This window comes from Planococcus beigongshangi, from assembly GCF_016820495.1.
GTDB classification, from domain to species: Bacteria; Bacillota; Bacilli; order Bacillales_A; family Planococcaceae; genus Planococcus; species Planococcus beigongshangi.
Window position 1 is genome coordinate 39483 of the sequence record NZ_JADHDU010000006.1, and the last position, 21145, is coordinate 60627.

Annotated in this window: 21 protein-coding genes; 4 read left to right on the forward strand and 17 right to left on the reverse strand. The window is 48.3% G+C overall.

Going from position 1 to position 21145, the window contains the following annotated elements; all coding sequences use genetic code 11:
• Positions 1 to 111: 111 nt before the first annotated feature.
• The 9 genes from IQ294_RS12885 to IQ294_RS12925 all read right to left on the reverse strand — a co-directional run bounded on the left by IQ294_RS12885 (position 112) and on the right by IQ294_RS12925 (position 10106).
• Positions 112 to 1143, reverse strand: a complete 1032-nt coding sequence (locus IQ294_RS12885; RefSeq protein ID WP_203334463.1) for a DUF4097 family beta strand repeat-containing protein — start codon at positions 1141 to 1143, stop codon at positions 112 to 114.
• Positions 1136 to 1459 carry a helix-turn-helix transcriptional regulator gene (locus IQ294_RS12890; RefSeq protein WP_203334464.1) on the reverse strand — a complete coding sequence of 108 codons (324 nt, stop codon included), beginning with the start codon at positions 1457 to 1459 and terminating at the stop codon, positions 1136 to 1138. The genes IQ294_RS12885 and IQ294_RS12890 overlap by 8 nt, the downstream gene beginning before the upstream one ends.
• A 166-nt stretch (positions 1460 to 1625) precedes the next feature.
• A complete protein-coding gene (locus IQ294_RS12895) occupies positions 1626 to 3455 on the reverse strand; it encodes an FtsX-like permease family protein (protein WP_203334465.1) in 1830 nt (609 codons plus the stop codon).
• Complete coding sequence (locus tag IQ294_RS12900) at positions 3452 to 4228, reverse strand: ABC transporter ATP-binding protein (protein ID WP_432419960.1); 777 nt, start codon at positions 4226 to 4228, stop codon at positions 3452 to 3454. The genes IQ294_RS12895 and IQ294_RS12900 overlap by 4 nt, the downstream gene beginning before the upstream one ends.
• Positions 4229 to 4356: 128 nt before the next feature.
• Positions 4357 to 5358, reverse strand: coding sequence for a GNAT family N-acetyltransferase (locus tag IQ294_RS12905; RefSeq protein ID WP_203334467.1), 1002 nt, complete (start codon positions 5356 to 5358; stop codon positions 4357 to 4359).
• Between the two features lie 112 nt (positions 5359 to 5470).
• Entirely contained in the window at positions 5471 to 5860 is a 390-nt protein-coding gene (locus tag IQ294_RS12910; RefSeq protein ID WP_203334468.1) for a hypothetical protein, read from the reverse strand.
• A gap of 17 nt (positions 5861 to 5877) precedes the next feature.
• Positions 5878 to 7272, reverse strand: coding sequence for a sensor histidine kinase (locus tag IQ294_RS12915; protein ID WP_203334469.1), 1395 nt, complete (start codon positions 7270 to 7272; stop codon positions 5878 to 5880).
• A complete protein-coding gene (locus tag IQ294_RS12920; protein WP_203334470.1) occupies positions 7269 to 7940 on the reverse strand; it encodes a response regulator transcription factor in 672 nt (223 codons plus the stop codon). The genes IQ294_RS12915 and IQ294_RS12920 overlap by 4 nt, the downstream gene beginning before the upstream one ends.
• A gap of 66 nt (positions 7941 to 8006) precedes the next feature.
• Positions 8007 to 10106: an MMPL family transporter gene (locus tag IQ294_RS12925; protein WP_203334471.1), complete on the reverse strand. Its 2100-nt coding sequence runs from the start codon at positions 10104 to 10106 to the stop codon at positions 8007 to 8009.
• 195 nt (positions 10107 to 10301) lie between these two features.
• Between IQ294_RS12925 and IQ294_RS12930 the strand changes: the two genes are divergently transcribed.
• The 3 genes from IQ294_RS12930 to IQ294_RS12940 all read left to right on the forward strand — a co-directional run bounded on the left by IQ294_RS12930 (position 10302) and on the right by IQ294_RS12940 (position 11804).
• Positions 10302 to 10466: a hypothetical protein gene (locus IQ294_RS12930; protein ID WP_203334472.1), complete on the forward strand. Its 165-nt coding sequence runs from the start codon at positions 10302 to 10304 to the stop codon at positions 10464 to 10466.
• A 160-nt stretch (positions 10467 to 10626) separates the two neighbouring features.
• Positions 10627 to 11220 carry a hypothetical protein gene (locus IQ294_RS12935; protein WP_203334473.1) on the forward strand — a complete coding sequence of 198 codons (594 nt, stop codon included), beginning with the start codon at positions 10627 to 10629 and terminating at the stop codon, positions 11218 to 11220.
• A 68-nt stretch (positions 11221 to 11288) separates the two neighbouring features.
• Positions 11289 to 11804, forward strand: a complete 516-nt coding sequence (locus tag IQ294_RS12940; RefSeq protein ID WP_203334474.1) for a hypothetical protein — start codon at positions 11289 to 11291, stop codon at positions 11802 to 11804.
• A gap of 237 nt (positions 11805 to 12041) precedes the next feature.
• On the opposite strand, the gene IQ294_RS12945 is transcribed toward IQ294_RS12940, so the two are convergent.
• The 5 genes from IQ294_RS12945 to IQ294_RS12965 form a co-directional block, all read right to left on the reverse strand.
• Positions 12042 to 12767, reverse strand: a complete 726-nt coding sequence (locus tag IQ294_RS12945; protein ID WP_203334475.1) for a hypothetical protein — start codon at positions 12765 to 12767, stop codon at positions 12042 to 12044.
• 1 nt (position 12768) lies between these two features.
• Positions 12769 to 13641 carry an ATP-binding cassette domain-containing protein gene (locus tag IQ294_RS12950; RefSeq protein ID WP_203334476.1) on the reverse strand — a complete coding sequence of 291 codons (873 nt, stop codon included), beginning with the start codon at positions 13639 to 13641 and terminating at the stop codon, positions 12769 to 12771.
• Positions 13641 to 14015, reverse strand: coding sequence for a GntR family transcriptional regulator (locus tag IQ294_RS12955; RefSeq protein WP_203334477.1), 375 nt, complete (start codon positions 14013 to 14015; stop codon positions 13641 to 13643). The genes IQ294_RS12950 and IQ294_RS12955 overlap by 1 nt, the downstream gene beginning before the upstream one ends.
• A 162-nt stretch (positions 14016 to 14177) precedes the next feature.
• Positions 14178 to 14630: a GDYXXLXY domain-containing protein gene (locus IQ294_RS12960; protein ID WP_238942831.1), complete on the reverse strand. Its 453-nt coding sequence runs from the start codon at positions 14628 to 14630 to the stop codon at positions 14178 to 14180.
• Positions 14627 to 15799, reverse strand: coding sequence for a DUF2157 domain-containing protein (locus IQ294_RS12965; RefSeq protein WP_203334478.1), 1173 nt, complete (start codon positions 15797 to 15799; stop codon positions 14627 to 14629). Before IQ294_RS12965 ends, IQ294_RS12960 begins: the two co-directional genes overlap by 4 nt.
• 149 nt (positions 15800 to 15948) lie before the next feature.
• On the opposite strand from IQ294_RS12965, the gene IQ294_RS12970 reads away from it, so the two are divergent.
• Entirely contained in the window at positions 15949 to 17145 is a 1197-nt protein-coding gene (locus tag IQ294_RS12970; RefSeq protein ID WP_203334479.1) for a M20 family metallopeptidase, read from the forward strand.
• A 76-nt stretch (positions 17146 to 17221) separates the two neighbouring features.
• Here the strand turns inward: IQ294_RS12970 and IQ294_RS12975 are convergent, their stop codons facing one another.
• The 3 genes from IQ294_RS12975 to IQ294_RS12985 all read right to left on the reverse strand — a co-directional run bounded on the left by IQ294_RS12975 (position 17222) and on the right by IQ294_RS12985 (position 21077).
• Entirely contained in the window at positions 17222 to 18544 is a 1323-nt protein-coding gene (locus IQ294_RS12975) for a CitMHS family transporter (protein ID WP_203334480.1), read from the reverse strand.
• A 152-nt stretch (positions 18545 to 18696) separates the two neighbouring features.
• On the reverse strand, positions 18697 to 19431 hold the full coding sequence (locus tag IQ294_RS12980) for a response regulator (RefSeq protein WP_203334481.1): 735 nt from the start codon (positions 19429 to 19431) through the stop codon (positions 18697 to 18699).
• A complete protein-coding gene (locus IQ294_RS12985; RefSeq protein ID WP_203334482.1) occupies positions 19428 to 21077 on the reverse strand; it encodes an ATP-binding protein in 1650 nt (549 codons plus the stop codon). The genes IQ294_RS12980 and IQ294_RS12985 overlap by 4 nt, the downstream gene beginning before the upstream one ends.
• Positions 21078 to 21145 lie beyond the last annotated feature (68 nt).

The following is a 21145-nucleotide window of genomic DNA, read 5'->3' on the forward strand; positions in this document are numbered from 1 at the left end:
TCGCCCCACCGGACATCAACCGCAACAGCGGACGTTTTTCGCGGTGGCGAAAAACTCCAATCCCTAAAAAGGAAGGCTTCGCATCCGCGAAGCCTTTTTCCATCCATCAATTCAGTCGATCAGTTGGACTGTAATGCTGCCGTTATCAGATTGCAGGTCGATCGGGTGGTGACCGCTGCCGAAGACGGTTTTTCTGTTTTTGGATCCGAAGACGGAAATTGAACCCCAGTCAACGTCTGCCTGAATGGTGGCATTTTCAGGGTAGGCACGGGTCTCGAGCAAAATGGCGCCGTTATCCGTTTCCAGTTCGATGACCCGATCGAGATTGCCGGTGAGCAGATGGATGCGGCCATTATCCGTGCGTGCCTGGACATCCCCATCAATTTCGGTCAGTGTGATAGCTCCGTTGGCTGAATTGGCTTCAATATTCCCGCACTGGATTTCGTGCATCACCAGCTCGCCGTTTTCCGTTTCAGCTTCGATGTTTTTGGCCTGGACCGACTTGAGGCGGATATCCCCATTTTCCGAATTCACCGTGAAACGCCCGGCGCCAATCCCGGAAATATCGATGCGTCCATTTTCAGCTTCCAATTCAAGCAGAGTGGCGAAAAGGCGTTCGCCAGTGATGCTCCCATTTTCAGAGCTGATCTGTATTCTTTCATACAGTCTGTCCGGCAGCCGGACATTCAGTGTCGGCGTATTGGTGCTGCGTGTGATGCGGAAGATTCCCCATAATGTACTTTCTTCCTTCAAAGAGATGACAAGTGTGCGATTTACAATATCAACAGCCAGCTGCTGTTTGTAATTCTTATCCGTTATATCCACATGCATTTTTCCATCTTCCGAAGGGAAGATCACCAGCATTCCATTCTCAATTTCGATATCCACTTTATCGAATTTGTCTTTCGTCATGTCGATGTCCAGGGAAGGTGCCGCTGTCTTATTGAAATCAAAACTATCGACAAGTTCTTTGGCGATCGCTGCCGGTTCTCCAAGCTCAGCAGCAATCTCGCTGTCCGACTTGCCATCAGCTCGGCCATTTGCGAAATACTCGCGGATGTCCTGCAGAATATCTGTGCGTTCTTCAGCTGGAAGGGAATTCAAAGCCGTTTCCAGTTCCTGTATGAATTGATTTTCAGTCATTTTCTACACCCTCTTCGATTAATTTATTGACTCCGTCCGTAAAACTCTTCCATTCATCCAGCTGTTCGTGGAGATACGTTCTGCCGGCATCCGTCAGCGAATAGTATTTACGCGGTGGGCCTTCCGTCGACTCCTGCAGGTAAGTGGAGAAATAGCCTTCCTTCGTCAGGCGGCGAAGCAGCGGATAGACTGCACCTTCCGAAATGGCGATGCGGTCTGATATTTTCTGGACCAGCTCATAGCCGTACCGGTCCTGTTTATCCAAAAGTACCAGCACACATAAATTCAGGACGCCTTTTTTAAATTGAATATTCACCGGAACTGCCTCCTTTTCTCACTAGTATTTTATAAACAGTAGTGGTTAATGAATAATATATCATCCAGTACTGTTCAGTGCAAGGTATTGAAATAAAATATTTTAATTTATTTGACAATAAGAAAAACCTGCCCAGAGCACAGACTCCGAACAGGCATCATTGATTTTATTGGCGTGGCAGCACGATCTTCCGGTACAAATGAACCGTAAAGAAATAATAACCGCCATAGATTGCCAGGAAAATCAGGAGGGAGACCCACAAACGATAATACGGGTCGTCCATGATGAAGGAAAACATCCGCATGCCGACCAGCACATGCAGCAGCCCTAAAACGCCAGGGAAGAGAAAGACGATCAGAATTTCCCGATGGATGGAATTTTCCAGAAGCCGGCGGCGCACGCCGAGTTTTCGCAGGCTGTCGTAACGGCGGATGTCATTATTTGCGCCCGATAGAATTTTGAACATCAGGATGCTGGCCATCATCGTCAGAAATGCGAGTCCGAGAAAGAAGCCCATGAAAAAAGTTCCGCTGGCAATCGCATATTGCGTTTCGAACTGGGCGTACTTGGTGGCGACAGAATCGGTTTCAGGATCGAATCCAGCGAACAGGGCCGTGTACGTGGATTCCTGCAGCCGGGCGAGCTCCTGCCATTTTTCCATATGAGCAGCAAAGTCGTTTGTTCTTGCGAGCATGACTGAAATTTCTTCTCCGCCCGCACGTTCATATTCAATGAGCGGAACGATATGGGAATTTCTTGTACCGAACAGAGCGGGATTGACTGTTTCAAGCGCGCTCATCCAGGTGTCCGGCACAATCTGGTAACCATCTTCAATTTCCAGATTCTCAGGCAAAGAACCGGGACGCATGACGTCATAAGTTACCCAGTCTTTGACGAGCGGCGGCGTTGCAACAAGTTCTTCCCGGACGAAATACATCGTTTCATCATCCAGTTTGAAACGGAAAGTAAGCTGTTCTTCAAGCGGTATGGAATTCAATAATTCAGTTTCTGCAGCACCGGGATTATAAAGCGTCGTATCATATTGCCAGTATTCATCAATCGAAGTGAAGGCGTTATTTTTGAAAGCGAATCCTCCAGCGATGGCACCCGCAGATAATGCAATGAGCATCGCGATGGTGGCAAGCACCCATTTCAGATTGGACAGGCGGAAGCTGAGCTGTCCGGAAGTGAATGAGTTGATCCCTTTGAAATTCACTGTTTTATTTCGTTTCCATTTCCGGACGATGACCGGCAGCAGCGCAACGAACAGCAGATAAGTTCCGAGCGTCGTCGCGACCGGTGCGGTGAATAGTCCGATAAACCGAAGCTGTTCCATGAAGTACAGTGCGAAATAGCCGATCCCAAGCAATAAAACACCGAGAAAAATCTGCAGCACAGCACTTTTCGGTTTTTCCGGCACGATATCGTTCTGCACTTCAGAACGCAATAAGTCGATGATGGATGATTTGGCGAGACGCATATTATGGACCGACGATGTAATGAAAGAGACTAGCAGAAAATAAATCATTGTCCAAAAAACTGCGGGCAGGTAGATGATCTTGAATTGAGTGAATTCGACATTCAGACCGTTCATCAGCAGCCAGGAGACAAGAAGGGATAAAAGGATACCGAGTGTGAGGCCAATGACAAGTGAAATGGCCGTAATCGCCATCGTCTCAATCTGGAATACACGCCTGATCTGGAATTTTTTCGCGCCGATCAATTCATAGAGGCCGAATTCTTTTTTCCTGAGAGACAGCAGAAACGAATTGGTATAGAACAAATAGAAGAAAGTAATGACTGAAAGCATTACTGTACCTACGAGAAAAACCGACTGGATATTATTGATGACGGAATTTTGGGTGATGAATTCCTTGTTCAGCGACATCGTCAGGAACATATAAAAGACGGCAATGGAAATGATCAATCCCGTAAAAAGAATGATGTAATCGCGCTGTTTCCTTTTCAGCCCGTTTAAGGCAAGTTTTGTGATCATGCGCGGACACCTGCCACAGGACGGCGATCCAGGTCGCCGAGAACTGTTAGAATTTCCTGGTGAAACTCCTCACGGCTGCCGCGTGAGCGGAGTTCCCGGTCGAGCTTGCCGTCTTTGATGAACAGCAGCCGGCTGCAATAGCTGGCGCTCCGCGGATCGTGCGTCACCATCATGATGGAAACTTTCCGATCTTCATTCAGATCCGCCAGCGTTTCAAGCAGTGTTGCGGCATTCCGGGAATCGAGCGCGCCAGTCGGTTCGTCAGCCAGCAGCAGCGCCGGCTGGTGAATCAGTGCCCGGGCAATAGCCGTCCGCTGCTTTTGTCCGCCGGACAGTTCCGCCGGATATTTTTCAGTAAGGTCGCTGATTCCGAGGAGACGGGAAACCTGGCTTACACTTGCCTGAATTTTTTCCAGTTTCGTATTTTGTAGCGACAGCGGCAGGGAGATGTTTTCAAATACAGTCATATTTTCAAGCAGGTTAAAATCCTGAAAGATGAACCCGAGTTTTTCGGAGCGGAAGTCCGACAGCTGATCTTCATTCATGGAAGAAATTGAAACCCCGTCAATCGAAATTTCACCGCTTGTCATTGGATCCAAAGTAGCCACCATGTTCAATAAGGTCGTTTTGCCGGAACCGGATGGACCCATGATACCGATGAATTCACCTTCGTTCATTGAAAAAGAAAGGTCCTGTATGGCCGTATAAGTGGCAGCCCCTTTCATGCCGTATGTTTTTGATATTTTTGAAGCCTGTAAAATGGATTTCATCAAAATTCCTCCAGTCGCTTTAAAAGCTTATTGGCCTCAGTATAATGCGCAAACATGAAGAAATTCGGTATGAAAAAATGAAGAATTCTTAAGTTTTCCATAAAAAAAGAAGCTGTACAGGACAGCCTCTTCTAATGGGTCGAATTTATCCCATCCGCCCACAGCACGCGTTCATCAATCTGGCGGTGAAGCCTGTAGGCGTATGGGTTAAAGCCGCGGCTCGGAAGAAAGTTTGAAATCGGCAGGTTTGCCATCCGCCAATCCGTTTCGAAAAACTTGAAACCGGATTGTTTGGCTTCATACAGGGCAATTGCCAGGAGCCGGCTGGAAAGACCTTTGCCGCGGGCGGCTTCCTGGGTGGCGACACAGCTGACAGTGCTGCAGTTTGCTGGAATCTTCATATCCGTTTCGCTTTCGGGATCCGGCCAGGTCGCGAGACAGCTGATGATTGAGCCATCGTCACCGAATGCCGCCCAAAACCTGACATCTTCTTCATCAAGCAATTCAGCATAGCCGTCGTTCATATCCGGCAGCATTTCAGGCAGTGTCGCACCCCACACAGGTGCCGCCGCGACTTGTGAAGCGATTTTATTCGACATCGCACGCACTGCAGCTTCATCGGCTTTCGTCGCTAGCCGGATGGAAGAATCCAGAGGAGGAGGCGGTGCCACATGTTCCAGACTCAGCAGTGCATGTACCTGTTCATGGGCAAAGCATAGGCGGAACCAGGCTTCGACCCATTTTTCATTGCCGCAGGGCGTCATCACAAAATGGCTGAAATAGCCAAGCCGGATCAATCTTTCACCTAAATGGCTGTATAACTGGCGGATCAGTTCGGGAGTCTCGTCGGCTGCAATGGCATAACCGGCATAGTCGATCCAGGCATGGCGTCCGCGCTGCGGTTCATTGAGCGTGTTGGCGATCATAAAACCGACCAGTTTGCCATTCCGGACAGCAGCGATCCCTATATAATCGCCTTTCGTCAATAAACCCCGGACCGCTTTTTCAGCATGGCCGGCCTCTTCAAAGCGGTCAGGCAGTTCGGGAAAAGAATTTCTTTCTTCCTGGTGGCGCATGGCAAGAAGTTTTGCGGCGTCAACAATCATTTCTTCAGTGAAATTCAGGATATCCACGGGTTTCCCTCTTTTCTTAACTGGAATAATTAATAGAATTCCACACAGAAGGGAGAAATCCTTTATCAGCAGCAAGAAAAACCCCTTCCTGCAGCAGAAGGGGTTTTTTTCATTATTTCTTTTCCGTCATGAACGTAATCACTGCAAACAGCAGGAATGCCAGCAGCAGAAGCGATCCGCCGACGATGAAGAGGATCATCACGAATGTTTCGTTCCAGTTGAACGGATTCAAATTGTATAACCACATGCCGCCGGTCAGGCCGATTGCACCGATCATGCCGAGGACGCTCTGGATCGTAACGAGTTTCTTATATTTAATCTTAAAGTTAGTGTAGAAAATGCCCCATGCGAATACGGACAGCCAGCCGACCAGCAAAATGTGTGCGTGGATCGGACGGAGTGAATAATCCATCTGGCCCGCCATATGCGAACCAAGATATGTGCCGATGAAGCCGAAGATGGCAGAGAACTGAATCAGGCGTAAGCCCCAAGTTTTTTCCATATACTTAAACCTCCAAATTATGTTTGTTTCACATCGGGATACGGCAAGGCGAGGATAAACTCACTGCCTTCCCCGACTTTACTTTTAACTTCAATCGTACCATGATGCAGCGTTACAATCTGTTCGACAATGGACAGGCCCAGCCCGGTTCCATCTTTTTTCCGTGCGGCATCGCCCCGGTAGAAGCGGTCGAAAAGCTGGGGAACAGCATCTTCCTGAATGCCGACGCCGCTGTCTTTGAAAGTGATGACAGCGTTCGTATCATCGGACTCGAGCCGAATTTCTATACTGCCGCCGGTTTTATTGTATTTGATGGCATTGGTCAGTAAATTATCCCAGACGTTATCGAGCAGTTCCGGATCGCCGCGGAATAAAGTGGGGGCAAGCTGATAGGACAATTGGATATCCTGTTCTTCAAGCCGCCAGCGATATTTTCGGACGACACTGCGCAATTGCTCATCAAGCTGGAATTGCTTCACTTTCATCGGATAGGCCCCCTGGTCGAGAGACGTCAACAGCAGCAGCTGCCGCGTCAGGCTCGACAGCCGTTTCGCTTCCTGATCGATGATTGAAGTATAGGCCAGTCGGTCCGACTCTGAAAGCTCAGGTGACTTCAATAGTTCGGCATAACCCTGGATGTTCATCAGCGGTGACTGGAAATCATGCGACACGTTGCTGATGAATGATTTGCGCGCCAGATCATTATGCTTCAGCTGCGTCTGCATCAAATTGAAACTTTCCGACAGCTGGCCGATTTCATCGTTGCGCCGGATGTCCAGCGGGTAGCTGTAATTTTCACGTGCGATGTGTTTGGTCGCTTCAGTCAATTGCACGATTGGCCGTGTCAATTGCCGCGCCATCCAGATCATGCCGATGATGCTGACAAGGGCGATCGCTGCGACAAAACCGATCAATACGGTGTGGATATCGGTTCCCACAAGCTTCGTATCGGGGCGGATGAACAAACCGTAGCGTTCGCCTTCCCGTTCAAACGGCACACCCACTGTATTATGCAATTCGTTTGTGAAATGGCCAAGCATGAAAATCTGGCTTGAAAAATTTTTGATGCCTGTGAAAGTTTCGTTTCGGGTCAGGACACGCTCAGCTTCCGGCGGTAACGAAGTATCGTCAAACGTTTCACCGAAGAACTTCATGTCACCATCGCTGTCGACAAGGGCGATCTGGTAGCCAAGTTTTGCAACTGCCTGCAGATAGCCTTCAAAGCCTTCTTCTGAATAAGGGACGTTTTGGACGGTGGAGACGATTTCTTTGGCAATTCCGATATTCTGCTCGATCGTCTCCTGTTTTGTAACGTTTATATAGAAGATATTGGCGATGCTGAAACCGATCAGAATGCTGATGGCCAGGATGAATAGCGTAGCAACGGTGAATTGCCGGTATAAAGTTTTCATTTCGGTGCCTCGAGCTTATAGCCGATGCCGCGCATCGTCTGGAGTTCAATCGTCGCTCCGTAGCGTTTCAGGCGGTCACGGATCCGGTTGATGTGGGTGTTCAGGGTCATCTCGCTGACATCATGGTCTTCTCCCCAAACGTATTCCATCAGGAGACCGCGGGGAGTGGCCAGATTTACCCGAGATACCAGCAGCGACAGGATCTCGAATTCCTTCAGCGGCAGGATGACGGTTTCATTGCCGATGGACACTTCAAAATTTGTGCGGTTGATCTTCACGTTGCCGGCTTCCAGATTTTCCTGCACGGAACGTTCGGACCGGCGTAGGACGACCGCAACTCGGAACAGCAATTCCTTTGGTTCAAATGGTTTGACGACATAATCCTCCGTACCGGACAGGAAGCCTTTTTCCTTATCTTCCAGCTGATCTTTGGCAGTCAGCAGGATGACAGGGATTTTCAGATCCCGGGTCAGGATGCGCGTCAAATCGAAGCCGTCCATACCCGGCATCATGACATCGACGATGGCCAGGTCGACAAGCTGGTCTTCCAGCAGCAAAAGTGCCTGTTCAGCGTCTGTCGCCCTGAAAACTGTATAGCCTTCATTGCCAAGATGGATGGCGACCAGTTGCTGAATATATAAATCATCGTCCACTACGAGTATTTTCATACTGATTCCTCCCTGAATGGCGGAAGCCACATGATGCGGCTTTCCGGTAATTACAGTATGCAGGGTTTACTTATCTTTTTCAAAAAACAGTATCAGGGCCGGCAGCAGCATGCCGCGGACAAGGAATGTATCGATCAGGATCCCGATCGAAACCATGAAGCCGAAGACGAATAAATCGGCGATCGGCATGGTCGTCAATGCGGCAAATGTTGCAGCAAGGATGATACCAGCGGAAGAAATGACGCCGCCCGTATTCGTAAGGGCGGTTTCCAATGACTCTTTGACTTTGCGTGTTTTGCGTTCTTCGATAAAACGTGACACCAGAATTATATTGTAATCGATGCCGAGCGCTACAAGGAAGATGAATGCGTACACTGGCACGCGGGTGCTGATTGCGTCAAAGCCGAACAGCACATCCACGAGGAAAATCCCCAGGCCGAGCGCGGACAGATATGACAATAAAATCGTTCCCATCATATAGAACGGCATTTTCCATGAACGGGTCAATGCAAATAACAGGACCAGGATGAGCAAGGTTTCGAGAACGACAATTTTGATGATATCGGAATTGTTTACATCCCGCTCATCCGTCAATTTCGGTGTGATGCCGCCAAAATGGGTTTCGCCTTCAATCGAGGCAGCGGCAAGCAATTGGTCGCTGTCGGAACGCAGTGTTTCTACAAAATCGATGGCTTCCGTCGAATAGGGATTCATCGAAAGGGCGATATTGAATTTCACCGCTTCGCCGTCATCTGTTTGTCCTGACAGACGGGCCGATGCGATTTCATCGTATGCTGTCAGTTCTTCAGCAAGTGCGGCTGCCGCTTCTTCGTCAATCGGCTGGTCGCCGACTACAAGCAGTGTAGAAGGGGCAATTTCCCCTTTGTCGAAATTCTGTTCAACAATTTCATAACCGACACGGGAAGGCATATCTTCCGGGAAAGATTTCACCGTATCGAATTCAAATTCAAGGTTAAAGATATTCAGTGCTGAAACAATCAGGAAAATGGCGATAATTCCGCCGGAAAAGACGGGCTTGCTGACGACGAATTTTGCAACTGGTCCCCAAATGCCATGTTTTAATTCTTTGGCTTCTCCGTATTTCGGCACTTTAGGCCAGAATGCTTTACGGCCGAATAATGTGAATAAAGCTGGGATCAGTGTAACGGAAGCAAGCATGATGATGAAGACAGCCGTGCCGAAAATCGGTGCGAAGTTGGCGTAATCACGGAAGTCCGCAAAAAACAGGATCAGCATCGCAGCGAGTACTGTACCACCTGCAAAGAATACAGGTTCGCCGGTAGCGCGCATGGCGTATTTCATCGCTTCATATTTGCTTTCATAATGGTTCAGTTCCTCGCGGTAGCGGGAGAACACGAACAAGGAATAATCGATAACTGCTGCAAACAGCAGGATACTCATGATCGATGTGGTCTGGCTCGTCAGTTCGAGTCCGGCAGATCCCATGAATGCAAGCGTCTGGTTGACAACCTGATAGACGATGATCGTTGCCAGCAGCGGGATGAATGCAAGCAGCGGTGAACGATAGATGACGATCAGCAGAATCAGGATGATCAGGACCGTCGCAATCAACAGAACGAAATCCGCTTCTTCAAAAAGTTTTACAGTGTCGCCGGCAATGCCGGCTGGGCCAGTAACGTAGAATTCAAGATTGCCTGATTCCGCAGCAATAGCAGATCCGATTTCACTGGCACGATCATTGATAGCAGAGAAATCCGCGCCGCCAAGGCCGGCTTCAAGCGTCATTGGCACAATCATGGTCGAATTATCATCAGAATAGAAACCTTCCAGCGCTTGCGGAGGGAGCTGGCTGATATCGATGATCGAATCGATGCCATCAATGTTTTCAGCATTGATGGCTGTCAGTATTTCTTCGACAGTGTCATTGGCAACTTCGCCTTCACTATTATGGAAGACGAGTATGCCTGGAGTTCCCTGGTCATTCGGGAAGTATTCCTTCAGCTTCTGGTCTGCGATGATCGACTGTGCATCATCGGGCAGCGACTGGAAGTTTGCCACTTTATAATCGTTCAGTCTCGGGCCCATGCTGAGGGCGATCATCACGACGAACCATGTGATGATGGTGATCCACATACCACGTTTCGTGGATACCCAATCGGTGATCGGGGTTAGAAATTTATGCATTTGTGTCACTCCTCTTTCTCTATTAAAATAGTTCACATCTATCGTAGCGTCCGAATATAAATTCAATATCAATTTTTAATGGCAAGGATTTGAACATTTGGAATTGGAGGAGATATATTAAATGGAACTTTATCCCCCGTTTCACTCTTTTCTTATCGGGAATAGGAGGGTTAACACGAAAGAGGAGGGATTCGATTGGCACGAGATAAGAACAAAGATGAATTGCAGACGAATCAGCGGGATCTGGAGTTGAGACAGGAGACTCAGGAATATAAAGAAGAAATCAACCTTCCGGAACAGCCGTTGCGCGGGATGGCTGACGTCGATAATGAAGATGACAAGGAAAATAAAGGAACATGATTTTAGAACCCGCATCCGGGAAAAAGGGGTGCGGGTTTTTAATATGGATGGAATTCTTTTCTGAACAAATTATGCAGATAAATGAAGGAAATAGCCGACAACTCAGAAATAAAGGAGTATTATCTAGGTAGATAGTTTCGCATGAAAAGGAGCGGGCAATATGAAACGAATTCTTCTTTACGCTGCAACCCTCGTAATAGCAGGGATATTGGTTTACATTTCAGGGGTGTGGTACGACGGTGATAAAGTTCTTGGTATTTTAACGGTGGGGATTTTTGCCCTGTTTTTATGGGGTTGGAACCGTACCGGCCATAATGGCATCGGACTTATATGTGTAACGGTATTCTATTTGATTTCGCTTAACTCCATCTTTTTTGTACAGGATATTCCCATCTTTATCGGCAGCCTGGTCATGGGCTTGCTGTTGATCGTGTATCTGCAAAAACACCGGGACGCCTTAACAGCATCACTTGTATTCGTGCTGCTGAATATGCTGATTACATTTGAATTTGTGACGAGTGAAGTCATGCTGTGGCTGATGGTCTTCGTAACGGGAGCTGCCGCCTTGATCGGATTCCGTTTTAGCTTGTATCTTGTCAAAATCTGTTTCAGCATATTGTTCGGACTGTCCGCTTTTTTCCTGCTTCTGTTCGAAGTTTTTGATGACTTCAGCTTTCTTGCAGTAGTGGCCATTCTGATGGTCATCTTATTCATCATGAGCATGTACCGGATGAATAAGCATGTCACAGCCTGAATAAAGGCCCTTCTGTAACTTTCAGGATACCAATACGACAAATAGATAAAGAGAAGGGGAATCTTTTGATGAAAAGATTAATGATTCTTGTGTTTTTCACCTCTTTATTCATGGTCCCGAATCAAAGTTCTGCTTTATCATGTTCGGAACCTTCGTCGATGGATGTAGAATACGATGAATATGATGCTGTGCTGATAGGCACAGTAGTGGGAATTGAAAGCAATAACACAAATAAAAAATTGGCGATTGAAGTCTCTAAAAGTTTTAAAGGCGTAAACAAAAAAACTGTCACTGTTTTCGAAGATATTACATGGGGGGAAATTCAAGAGAACGGAACGTATCTGTTCTTTCTGAAAAAAGATGGGGAGAAGTGGTATCATCCTCTGTGTTCGCCAACTACCCATAACACAGATCTTGCTGCTGAATATTTTGCTGGCGAAGAAGAAATTACTTTGCAGGACGTACCAGCAGTTGGTAGCGCCACGACGAATACTTCTATCATCGTCTTAACAGATATACTGCTGATTACTGTATTAGCTATTGTCTTAATTAAATTGATTAAGGGAAGAAATGAAATTCAGTAGCAGGAAGGCCGCGATGACTCGGTTTGAAAATGACAAAGAGCTGGGGTTGTATGAACATACAAAAGAATTTCTCTGCATCAAGTAGAACAGCCCCCTAGGCTAACATTAGTTGGAATAGATGATTGATTTCAATATTTCGGCAAACGCGAACTTTACAACGCTTTGGCAGGAATTAGCATTATAAACAAAAAGAAATGCCAGCCTCTCTAAAGAGAAGCTGGCATTTTTTTAGCTTGGCTACAATTTTATTGCCATACGTTTTGTCAGCATCCTCATCACGGCAAGCAAAACGCTGATCAGGACCAGTGAGCCTACGATGGAAATGACGGGTGATCCATGTGGCTGAATAGTCGGGATCCAGGGGATTACTGTACTGATGTCATCCTCCCCCCAGAAATAGCCGTTCATGGTGAGGGCAACGATTGCCGCTGCGATAAAAAGGAAGCCGATGATCCAGCCAAAGCGGTAATAACCGACGCCGATCAGCCAGCCGACCATGTAGTAAGTGAAAATGTTCAGCAGATAGAAGACCGCTTCCTTCAGCCACTCCGAAGTGGAGCCAAACGAAGTGAAGGTCAATGGCAATGCTGTATATTCAGTGAGCAGGAACTCGATCCCGTTTAGCATAAGCGGCATCAAAGTAAGGAAGAGCGATAAAACGAAAGTGCCGCCGGCAATGCCGATATAGGCATCTTTTCTGGTAACGCCTTGCTGTACATGGTATGTCATGAACACATAAACAGCCATGATGCCGCATACCAGCATGAAAATCGCTGTCGAGTAGCGGGAGAACTCGAAGAAACCGACGATTGACGGCTCGACTCCCACCGATCCTGAGTTTTCGAAGTAAATCAGTACACTGACATGGATGGCTGCGAGTATGCCGAGAAACCATATGCTCCATTTGAATTGTTCGTAAAAGATATCGAAAGCGACTTTAGCGTTCAACTTTTCCCGTTTCATTTTATCGCTCCTCCTCTGTTAAGTGGATGAACAGGTCCTGCAGTGAAACAGGCCCGATTTCAAGTCCCAGTTCACGCGCATTAACATACCGATTGTCGTCCAGTACGCCGTAGACCATGACCTTTTTTGTTCCGCCCAGTTTTTGCTCATTCAGTATTTTCATGCCGGAAGTGAAGGCATCGACCTGTTCAGCGGATCCTGTAATCGAAGCGCCGCGTGCGGTCAGGGTTTCGTAGTCTTCATTAAGAATCAATCGGCCCTGATTGATGATGACGACATTGTCGAACAGATAGTCCATTTCCGAAACCAGATGCGTGGAAAGTATGAAGGTGCGGGGATGTTCCGCCTGGTCCGCCAGTATTTCCTGGTAGAATATTTCCCTTGTGGGTGCATCCATCCCGAGATACGCTTCATCAAAAATTGTGATGGGGGCACGGCTGGCAAGTCCGATGACCGCGTTCATCGCCGACTGCATCCCTTTCGATAATTTATGGACTGATTTATCGAGTGGCAGTTTAAAGCGTTTCAGCAGGTAGTCAGCATAGTCCTTGTCGTAATTTGGCCGATGCCGTTCCACGAACTCCAGCATGGCAGGAATTTTATCGTACTCTTCATCGTATTTTTTATCGTAGACGAACATGACCTGCTGCATTTTATCCGGATTTTCAAATACCGGCTCACCATCAATCGTGATCTGACCGTCCGTCGGCTCACGGAAAGCCGCGAGCAATGACAGCAGGGAGGTCTTGCCGGCACCATTGCGGCCGATCAGGCCGTGGATCTTATTTGCATCCAAACTTAACGAGATATCTTTCAGTGCTTCGAATTTCCTGAATCGCAGCGTGACATTCTGTAGCTCGATTTTTCTGTTCATTACCGGCCACTTCCTTTCTCCGTTTTAATCAGCTTGATAATCTCTTCTTCCGTAATCCCGAGTTTTTCGGCTTCCATGACAAGCCCTTTGACATAATTATCCACGAATGCTTCCTTACGCTGACTCACGAGCTTTTTCTTGGCTCCCTCTGCGACAAACATTCCAATCCCTCTTTTCTTGAATAAGATTCCTTCTTCAACGAGCTGATTGATCCCTTTGGAAACGGTGGCATGGTTGATCTTGTAGAAATCGACGAGCTGGTTCGTCGATGGCGCCTGTTCGCCTTCTTTCAGCTGGTCATTGACAATCTGGTCTTCGATGGACTCCCGTACCTGGATAAAAATCGGTTTACTCGAATCAAATACGCTGCTCAACAATAGCACCTCCTATTCGCATGGTTAAATGGTTATATACTTATGTGTATAACCATATACCTGTAATTGATATCTGTCAATCCATTGCTTATAACTTTCTGATATTTTTTACTTAAAAAAGCCTTCATCAATTAATGATGAAGGCCTTTCCAGTTAATACAGCTATTCTTCCCGTACGTCCAATTCAAGCGGCCGAATAAAACCCCACGGCGCAACGGCTATTGTCGCCTGCAGCTGGACGGCTCTTTCCAATTCCGGTCCGCGGCCCTGTTCCACATAAAACTGTTCGAGCTGCGGAGCGCTCAGGCGGTCACCGTACGAATAGCCGCTGATGGCTCCGAAGAACGGTTCCCGGCTGATCCGGTCTACGACAGCAAAACCGTCATTGCCTTCTTTCAGGCTGAAATAGATATCGCCATGATAGCCGGCGGCCGATTCATTCAGATCGGGATACTGCAGCATGACGTATTCTCCGTAGAACGGATCGAACGGATCAAAAGGTTCTGCGCGCAATTTGTATTGTTCACCAAACCACGAAGCCGAATAGAATGAAGCCACCAATAGGACGATAAACAGCGTCATCAAAATCGGCAGAATCCAGTGTTTCATTTTCATGTTCCTGCACCTTCTTTCCTGCGGTTCAGCCACCAGGCGGCTCCCGATAAAGCAAACAGCAGAAGGGCGCCGATCAGGAAGAACAGCGACATATCCAGGCGTTCCCATGCGTAGATGACGTAAATCACGAACTGCACCAGGATGAAATAGACGAAGCCGGGTGCAAGCGGCCGGTTTTGGCGCTGGGCAAAAATCAGATAAGCGAGCGCACTGACTTCGGCTACAGCCGCCAGTCCTAGAGCCGTATTATCGAATAGCAGCAGCCCGACAGCCCCCAGAATTGAAATCCAGATGATGCTGCGGAATTTCGTGTAAGAGATAAACAGGACGGCGAACCCGGCAGCGGCAAGCGCAACGGACTCCGGCCAGTTCAAATCGACCAGCGACAATTCGGTTTCTCCTCTGAGAGCCAGGTAAACGACAAGCATGATGGCACCAAAAATCAGGTAGAGGGGAGACAGCAGCTTCTGTGTGCGTTCAGGGACCAGAAACAGCAGCAGCACCAGAGCAAACAAAGTCCAGATCGGCCAGAATGGGCTGTTGTAAGTAACGAGATCCCACATCAGGAAACCGGAAAAGAACAGCAGCAGCCAGCTGAAAACTTTTGGTGCATTATCTTTGCTGAAGTAGAACCAGGCAAGAGCAATGGCAACAAATACAATCCATTCAACCCAGACTGTGTCAGGCAGGAACGAAGTGAGTGTATTTATACCAAAGATGAACGCAATAATCGCGTAAACTGTGTTCCGCCACTGGAAATAATGGGCGAGAGCTGCGATGAAAATAGCCCATGGCAGAATGGAATTTGACAGGCTTAAATGAAATGTCTGAGCGGTTACCAGAATGCTTGCGCCGAACATGGCAAGGCCGAGCAGCCGGAAGAGGAGCGGCTGGCCGATTTTTCTCTTTTCAGAGAAGTAGGCGAGTACATAGAACACCCACATCAATCCGACAGCCAGAGCCACTTTCAGCAAATCCGGAATTGCCTGCCAGTTCGCTGCGATAAAACTGAAGACCGCCAGTGCGAAGAAAATTAATCCGATCAGCAACAGCAGCGGAACTTTTTTCTTTTGGGGCTGTTTCTTTTCAAACGCTATGATGCGATCCATTGCCGTTTGATCGAGCAGCCCTTCATTGCGCCACTGAACCAGCTTTTGTTCCAAATCCATAATGGCACCCCCTTTATCTTACCTTCATTATAGTCCTGAAATAACAGAATAGATAGAAAACAGTGAGCCGAATGGCATGAAAAATTCTGCAGTCTGCAAGCATTGATTTTCGAATAAAAGGGTAGAATCAGGAAAAGGAGGTTTTTCAGATGCTGCTTGAAAAACTGATGGAACAACTGGAGCAGAAAGAACAGCGTATCATTGAAATTCGCCGCTATCTCCATGAACATCCGGAGCTTTCATTTGAGGAAGAACAAACCGCTGCCTATATAGCCGATTTCTATAATGGAGTGCCGGTCGATGAAGTGGAAACGAATTTCGGCGGCCAGCGGGGGATCGTCGTGACGATTAATGGCGGAAAGCCTGGAAAGACGATTGCCATCCGCGCCGACTTTGACGCCTTGCCGATCAAAGAAGAAACAGGTCTGCCGCATGTTTCAAAAAATGAAGGCGTCATGCACGCCTGCGGCCATGATGGGCACACTGCCTACATGCTCGTGCTGGCAGAAACGCTTGCCGAGATGAAAAACGATTTGGCCGGAACCGTGAAAGTCATCCACCAGCCTGCCGAAGAAATGCCGCCCGGCGGAGCGCTCGGCATGATCAAAGCCGGCGTGCTGGAAGGAGTCGATGCCGTGTTCGGGATCCATGTCATGTCGATGATGGAGGCAGGGAAGATCTTTTACCGGAGCGGCAATACGCAAACCGGCAGAGCAAGCTTCAAGTTGAAGGTCCAGGGCAGGGGCGGCCACGGGTCATCACCGCATACAGCCAATGATGCGATTGTCGCAGCCAGTTCGTTCGTCATGAACTGCCAGACAATCGTCAGCCGCAGAATCAATCCATTCGATACAGCTGTGGTGACGATCGGTTCATTCGACGGCAAAGGGCAATTCAATGTCATCAAAGACTCCGTCACGCTTGAAGGTGACGTCCGGACGATGTCAGAAAAATCACGGGAGCTTGTGGAGAAAGAAATCCGCAGTTTTGCCGAAGGGCTTGTAGCATCGTTCGGTGTGAAGACAGTGCTTGACTATGCCAACGATTATCCTGTGCTTTACAATGATCCGGAAATTACCGGACGTGTCCGCACGGCACTCGAAGGTGCGGATATTTCTGAAGTTGATACTGTTCAAGAAACAGAGCCGCAGCCGCCATCCGAAGATTTTGCCTATTACCTGCAGGAAAAACCCGGCTGCTTTTTCTACGTCGGTGCAATGCCGGATGACGGGGAAGCGTATCCCCATCACCATCCGAAATTCGTGATCAATGAAAAGAGCCTGCTGATTAGCGCCAAAGCGATGGCAGCAGTGGTTGCGGATTTTTGCGGAGGAAAAGCTGATTAAAACGATAAAACCAAAAACCGGCTCTGCCGCATTAAGCGGAGAGCCGGTTTGTTTTATTGTTCCGAAGCAATGTTACTTAGACAACTCCGATTAAGATTGAAATAATCAGCAGCACTATGCTGAAGCCCCACATGATCGGCAGGGAATAGCGGATGTGGCGTCCCATTTCGAGACCGGCCAGTCCAAGTGCCAGCCACAATGCCGGGGAGAACGGGCTGACGAAAGTTCCGATGATGTTGCCGATGATCATCGCGTAGGCTGCAGACAGCGAAGAAACGCCGAAGCCGGTGACAACCTGTTCAACAATCGGGAACAATGCGAAATAATATGCATCTGTGCTGAGCAGTAAATCAAACGGCACTCCGAAGAAACCGATGATGAGATGCAAATAAGGAATGATGAAAGCCGGTAAAATTGTGACAAGATCAGTGGCAATCGAGTCGAGCATCAGTGTGCCGTTCAATATACCGAGAAATGATCCGGCCGCGAGGATGATGGCGGCCATCAGGAGTGCGTTCGGTGCATGATCTTTGATGCGCTCCATCTGGTCTTTCATATTCGGATAGTTGAGCGGCAGCGCAATGCTGACACCGATCATGAAGGCGAAGCCTGCCGGAATGATACCCCACACCAGGATGCCGATGACGGCAAGCGCCAGCAGAGCATTGACCCACAGTAATTTTGGGCGGCGCAGTGCAGCGGCTTTTTTGGAAGCTTCATCTTCTGCGCCTTCGGCCAACGGATTCGCTTCTTCATAAATAGCCTCATTCAGATTGCCGCGCTTGGCGATCAGTCGCTTTTCACGGATTGCCAGCAGGACCGCCAGCCCGATTAAAAGGGCCAGACCGATTACCTGAACTTTAATCAGCGGACGCCATAACTCGGTGACATCCATACCGAGGACCGCGGCAGTCCGGCCAAGCGGACCGCCCCATGGCACCATATTCATGATACTGGCAGCAAGGCCGACTAATAATAATAGCAGATACGGGTTCATTTTCAGCCGTTTATAAAGCGGCAGCAGCGCCGGAATCGAAATCAGGAATGTCGAAGCCCCGGATCCGTCCAATTGGGCGATGGCCGCTATAATCACAGTCCCGACGGCAACCGCAATGATATTTCCACGTGAAATGTCGATCATTTTATTGATCAATGGATCGAATAATCCCACATCCTGCATGACGCCGAAGAAAAGAATCGCAAAGATGAACATGACCACGACGCTCATGACATCGCTTATGCCGCTGTTGAAGAATTCACCGATTTCCCCGAAATTAAAACCGGCAGCAAAAGCGGCAACGATCGGCACCAATACAAGCGCAGCGATGGGTGTGACTTTATTGCTGATGAGCAGACCGACTATCACTACTATGGTCAATAAACCAATAATGCTTAACATGTAAATTCCTCCAGACAGAGATTGAAAATCGGAGGGGTTTTGTGAAAACGCATACAAAATGGAGTTGACACGACAAATCCCTCTGTTTCTAAGTTGCAGGTATAAACTTAGCACAGAGGGATTTGAAAAATAAGATTATTCGATTAAGGCAATTAAAAAGCATTTTGACTCTTTTGTTCATTTTGTTCACGGCTGTAGCGGCGTTCAGGCCGGCCGATTTCACCGTAATTCAGTTGCGCCTGCACTTCTCCTGCTGAAACAAGATGTTCCAGGTAGCGTCGGGCCGTGGAGCGGCTGACACCTACAGCTTTTCCGGTTTCCATGGCGGTAACACCGGGAGGGGAGGAAGACGCTAGAAAATCCTGGATACCCTGCAGCGTCAGGGGGTCGATGCCTTTTGGCAAACCGCTTTGTCCGTTGGCAGCTTCAGTTTTCGGATTGTAACGAATGCCCAGCAATTGATCGATTTCGTGCTGCCCCATCGCCTCTTTGGCGGCGAAAAGCTCTTTCCGTTCCAGATAGCGGCGAAGCGCCAGTTCAAAGCGCCCGAAATCGGCGGGTTTGAGGATATAATCAAAAATTCCACCCTGGACAGTTTCTTCGATAGTCCCTGCTTCTGCTGCAGCAGTCAGCATGATGATGTCGATCCGCGGGAAATTCCGGCGGATATCATGGAACAAATCGAGTCCATTCCGGTCCGGGATAAAGACATCCAGCAGGATGAGGTCCGGCAGCACTTCAGCGGATTCCAGAAAACTCATCGCCTCCTGGCCTGTTTTTGCGATTTCTTCAACCAAAAAACCGTCAACCTGTTCGACGAGCTGCTGATTGATGGCAGCTATCCGAAAATCATCTTCAATAATCATGACACGGAATTTCCGCTTCATATTTTCAGCTCCTTTTTTGGCAGGGTAACGATAAAGCATGCTCCGCCAAGTTCACTTTCTTCCATATGCACTTCTCCTCCGGCAAAGCGGATGAATTTCCTGGTGGTGCTGAGGCCATATCCACGGTCAGAACCGTTTTTTGAAGAATAGCCTTCTTCAAACAGGCTGCTTTCCTGTGAAGCGGCAATCCCGGGGCCGGAGTCATCGATTTCAAGCAGGATGTCTTCACCTACATCTGTAAAATACAGCGAAATTTGCCGCTTGTCAGGGGCCTGTTTTTTTACGGCGTCGATGGCATTATCGATCAAATTGCCGAGGGCCGTGAGCAGCGCCTGTTTTTGCTGTTCGGATAAAGCGGTGTTCAGCCGGCTCTCGGGGTCAATGGACAGTTCGACCTGCTGCTCACTCGCCTGATTCATTTTGCCGAGCAGGATGCCGCTGATCAGCGGATCTGCCACTTTATCGATCAATTGATGGATCCATTCCTGCTGCACATCCTGCTCCATCCGAATAAAATCAAGCGCTTCACTCTTATTGCCGAGATGGAGCAGACCGGAAATGGTATAAAGCTTGTTCGAAAATTCGTGTGTCTGGGCACGGAGTGCGTTGGCATATTGTTTTATATGGGTGAGTTCTTTCGTCAGTTCGTCAATCTCTGTTTTATTGCGGAAAGTGGAAACGGCACCGACTAACGTCTCCTCATAGAATATCGGACCGGAATTGACATAAACCGGGTGACCTCCGTATAGTTGCTCTTCATCATAATGACTTTCCTTCGTTTCAAGGATGCCGGGCAGATTGGAAGAAGGGAGCACGGAGCGGATTGGCTGGCCGATGAGAGTGTCGGGATTGCTGTCATCTCCAATCAGCAGGTGCTGCGCCACCTGATTGGCCAGTGTTATATTCCCCTGAGTGTTCACGGCGACTATGCCTTCCCGCGTCGATTGCAGAATCGTCTCTTTCTGCAGCAGCAAATGGGAAATTTCCTCTGGCTCAAGTCCGTGAAGTTTCTTTTTGATATAGGAAGCGATGGCGATGGAAGCTGCGATTGCGCCAAGACCGATCGAAAGCAGTGTGAACCAGATTTCCTGATTGTAATTGCCGATCAAAGCCTGGATATCAGCGGCCAGAAAACCGACGGAAACGACGCCGACAATTTCCCCGCCATCGAATATGGGAACTTTCGCACGCAGCGAATTGCCGAGGGTGCCTGTCGCTTTGGAAATATAGGATTCGCCGTTTACCAAAGCTCTCTGATTATCTTCGCCGACCATTTTCTTGCCGATCTGCGATGGATTGGGATGAGAGAAACGTATTTCCTCTTTATTGCCCACAACGATGAACTCAGCGTCAGTCGAGTGCTGCACGGGAGAGACAAGCGGCTGGATGATGGACGCCGGATTGTCTTCACCAAATGCTTCCGCAATCTCCGGATTCAGCGCAATGCTTTCCGCTACAGCCAATGCCTGTTCCCCTAATTGCGTTTCAAGTGTATCGGTTATGAAGTAATGGAGGAAAATGCCCATGATGAGAACGACTGCTGCAATCAGCAGGCCTATCAAAAGGATCATCCTCTTTTTCAAACTCAGCCGGCTGCGCTGAGCCGCCATCCGGTCCTGGATATCCGATTCGCGGAAATGGATCATATAATAAGCTCCTCACTGTCTTTCTGCTTTTGCCATAATACCATAGAAGGAAAAGAAGGGAAGAAACG

Coding starts and splice junctions, on each gene's coding strand:
- IQ294_RS12885 (WP_203334463.1), bottom strand. CDS start 1,143: ATGACTGAAAATCAATTCATACAGGAACTGGAAACGGCTTTGAATTCC.
- IQ294_RS12895 (WP_203334465.1), bottom strand. CDS start 3,455: ATGATCACAAAACTTGCCTTAAACGGGCTGAAAAGGAAACAGCGCGAT.
- IQ294_RS12910 (WP_203334468.1), bottom strand. CDS start 5,860: ATGGAAAAAACTTGGGGCTTACGCCTGATTCAGTTCTCTGCCATCTTC.
- IQ294_RS12915 (WP_203334469.1), bottom strand. CDS start 7,272: ATGAAAACTTTATACCGGCAATTCACCGTTGCTACGCTATTCATCCTG.
- IQ294_RS12920 (WP_203334470.1), bottom strand. CDS start 7,940: ATGAAAATACTCGTAGTGGACGATGATTTATATATTCAGCAACTGGTC.
- IQ294_RS12925 (WP_203334471.1), bottom strand. CDS start 10,106: ATGCATAAATTTCTAACCCCGATCACCGATTGGGTATCCACGAAACGT.
- IQ294_RS12935 (WP_203334473.1), top strand. CDS start 10,627: ATGAAACGAATTCTTCTTTACGCTGCAACCCTCGTAATAGCAGGGATA.
- IQ294_RS12940 (WP_203334474.1), top strand. CDS start 11,289: ATGAAAAGATTAATGATTCTTGTGTTTTTCACCTCTTTATTCATGGTC.
- IQ294_RS12945 (WP_203334475.1), bottom strand. CDS start 12,767: ATGAAACGGGAAAAGTTGAACGCTAAAGTCGCTTTCGATATCTTTTAC.
- IQ294_RS12950 (WP_203334476.1), bottom strand. CDS start 13,641: ATGAACAGAAAAATCGAGCTACAGAATGTCACGCTGCGATTCAGGAAA.
- IQ294_RS12960 (WP_238942831.1), bottom strand. CDS start 14,630: ATGAAAATGAAACACTGGATTCTGCCGATTTTGATGACGCTGTTTATC.
- IQ294_RS12965 (WP_203334478.1), bottom strand. CDS start 15,799: ATGGATTTGGAACAAAAGCTGGTTCAGTGGCGCAATGAAGGGCTGCTC.
- IQ294_RS12970 (WP_203334479.1), top strand. CDS start 15,949: ATGCTGCTTGAAAAACTGATGGAACAACTGGAGCAGAAAGAACAGCGT.
- IQ294_RS12975 (WP_203334480.1), bottom strand. CDS start 18,544: ATGTTAAGCATTATTGGTTTATTGACCATAGTAGTGATAGTCGGTCTG.
- IQ294_RS12980 (WP_203334481.1), bottom strand. CDS start 19,431: ATGAAGCGGAAATTCCGTGTCATGATTATTGAAGATGATTTTCGGATA.
- IQ294_RS12985 (WP_203334482.1), bottom strand. CDS start 21,077: ATGATCCATTTCCGCGAATCGGATATCCAGGACCGGATGGCGGCTCAG.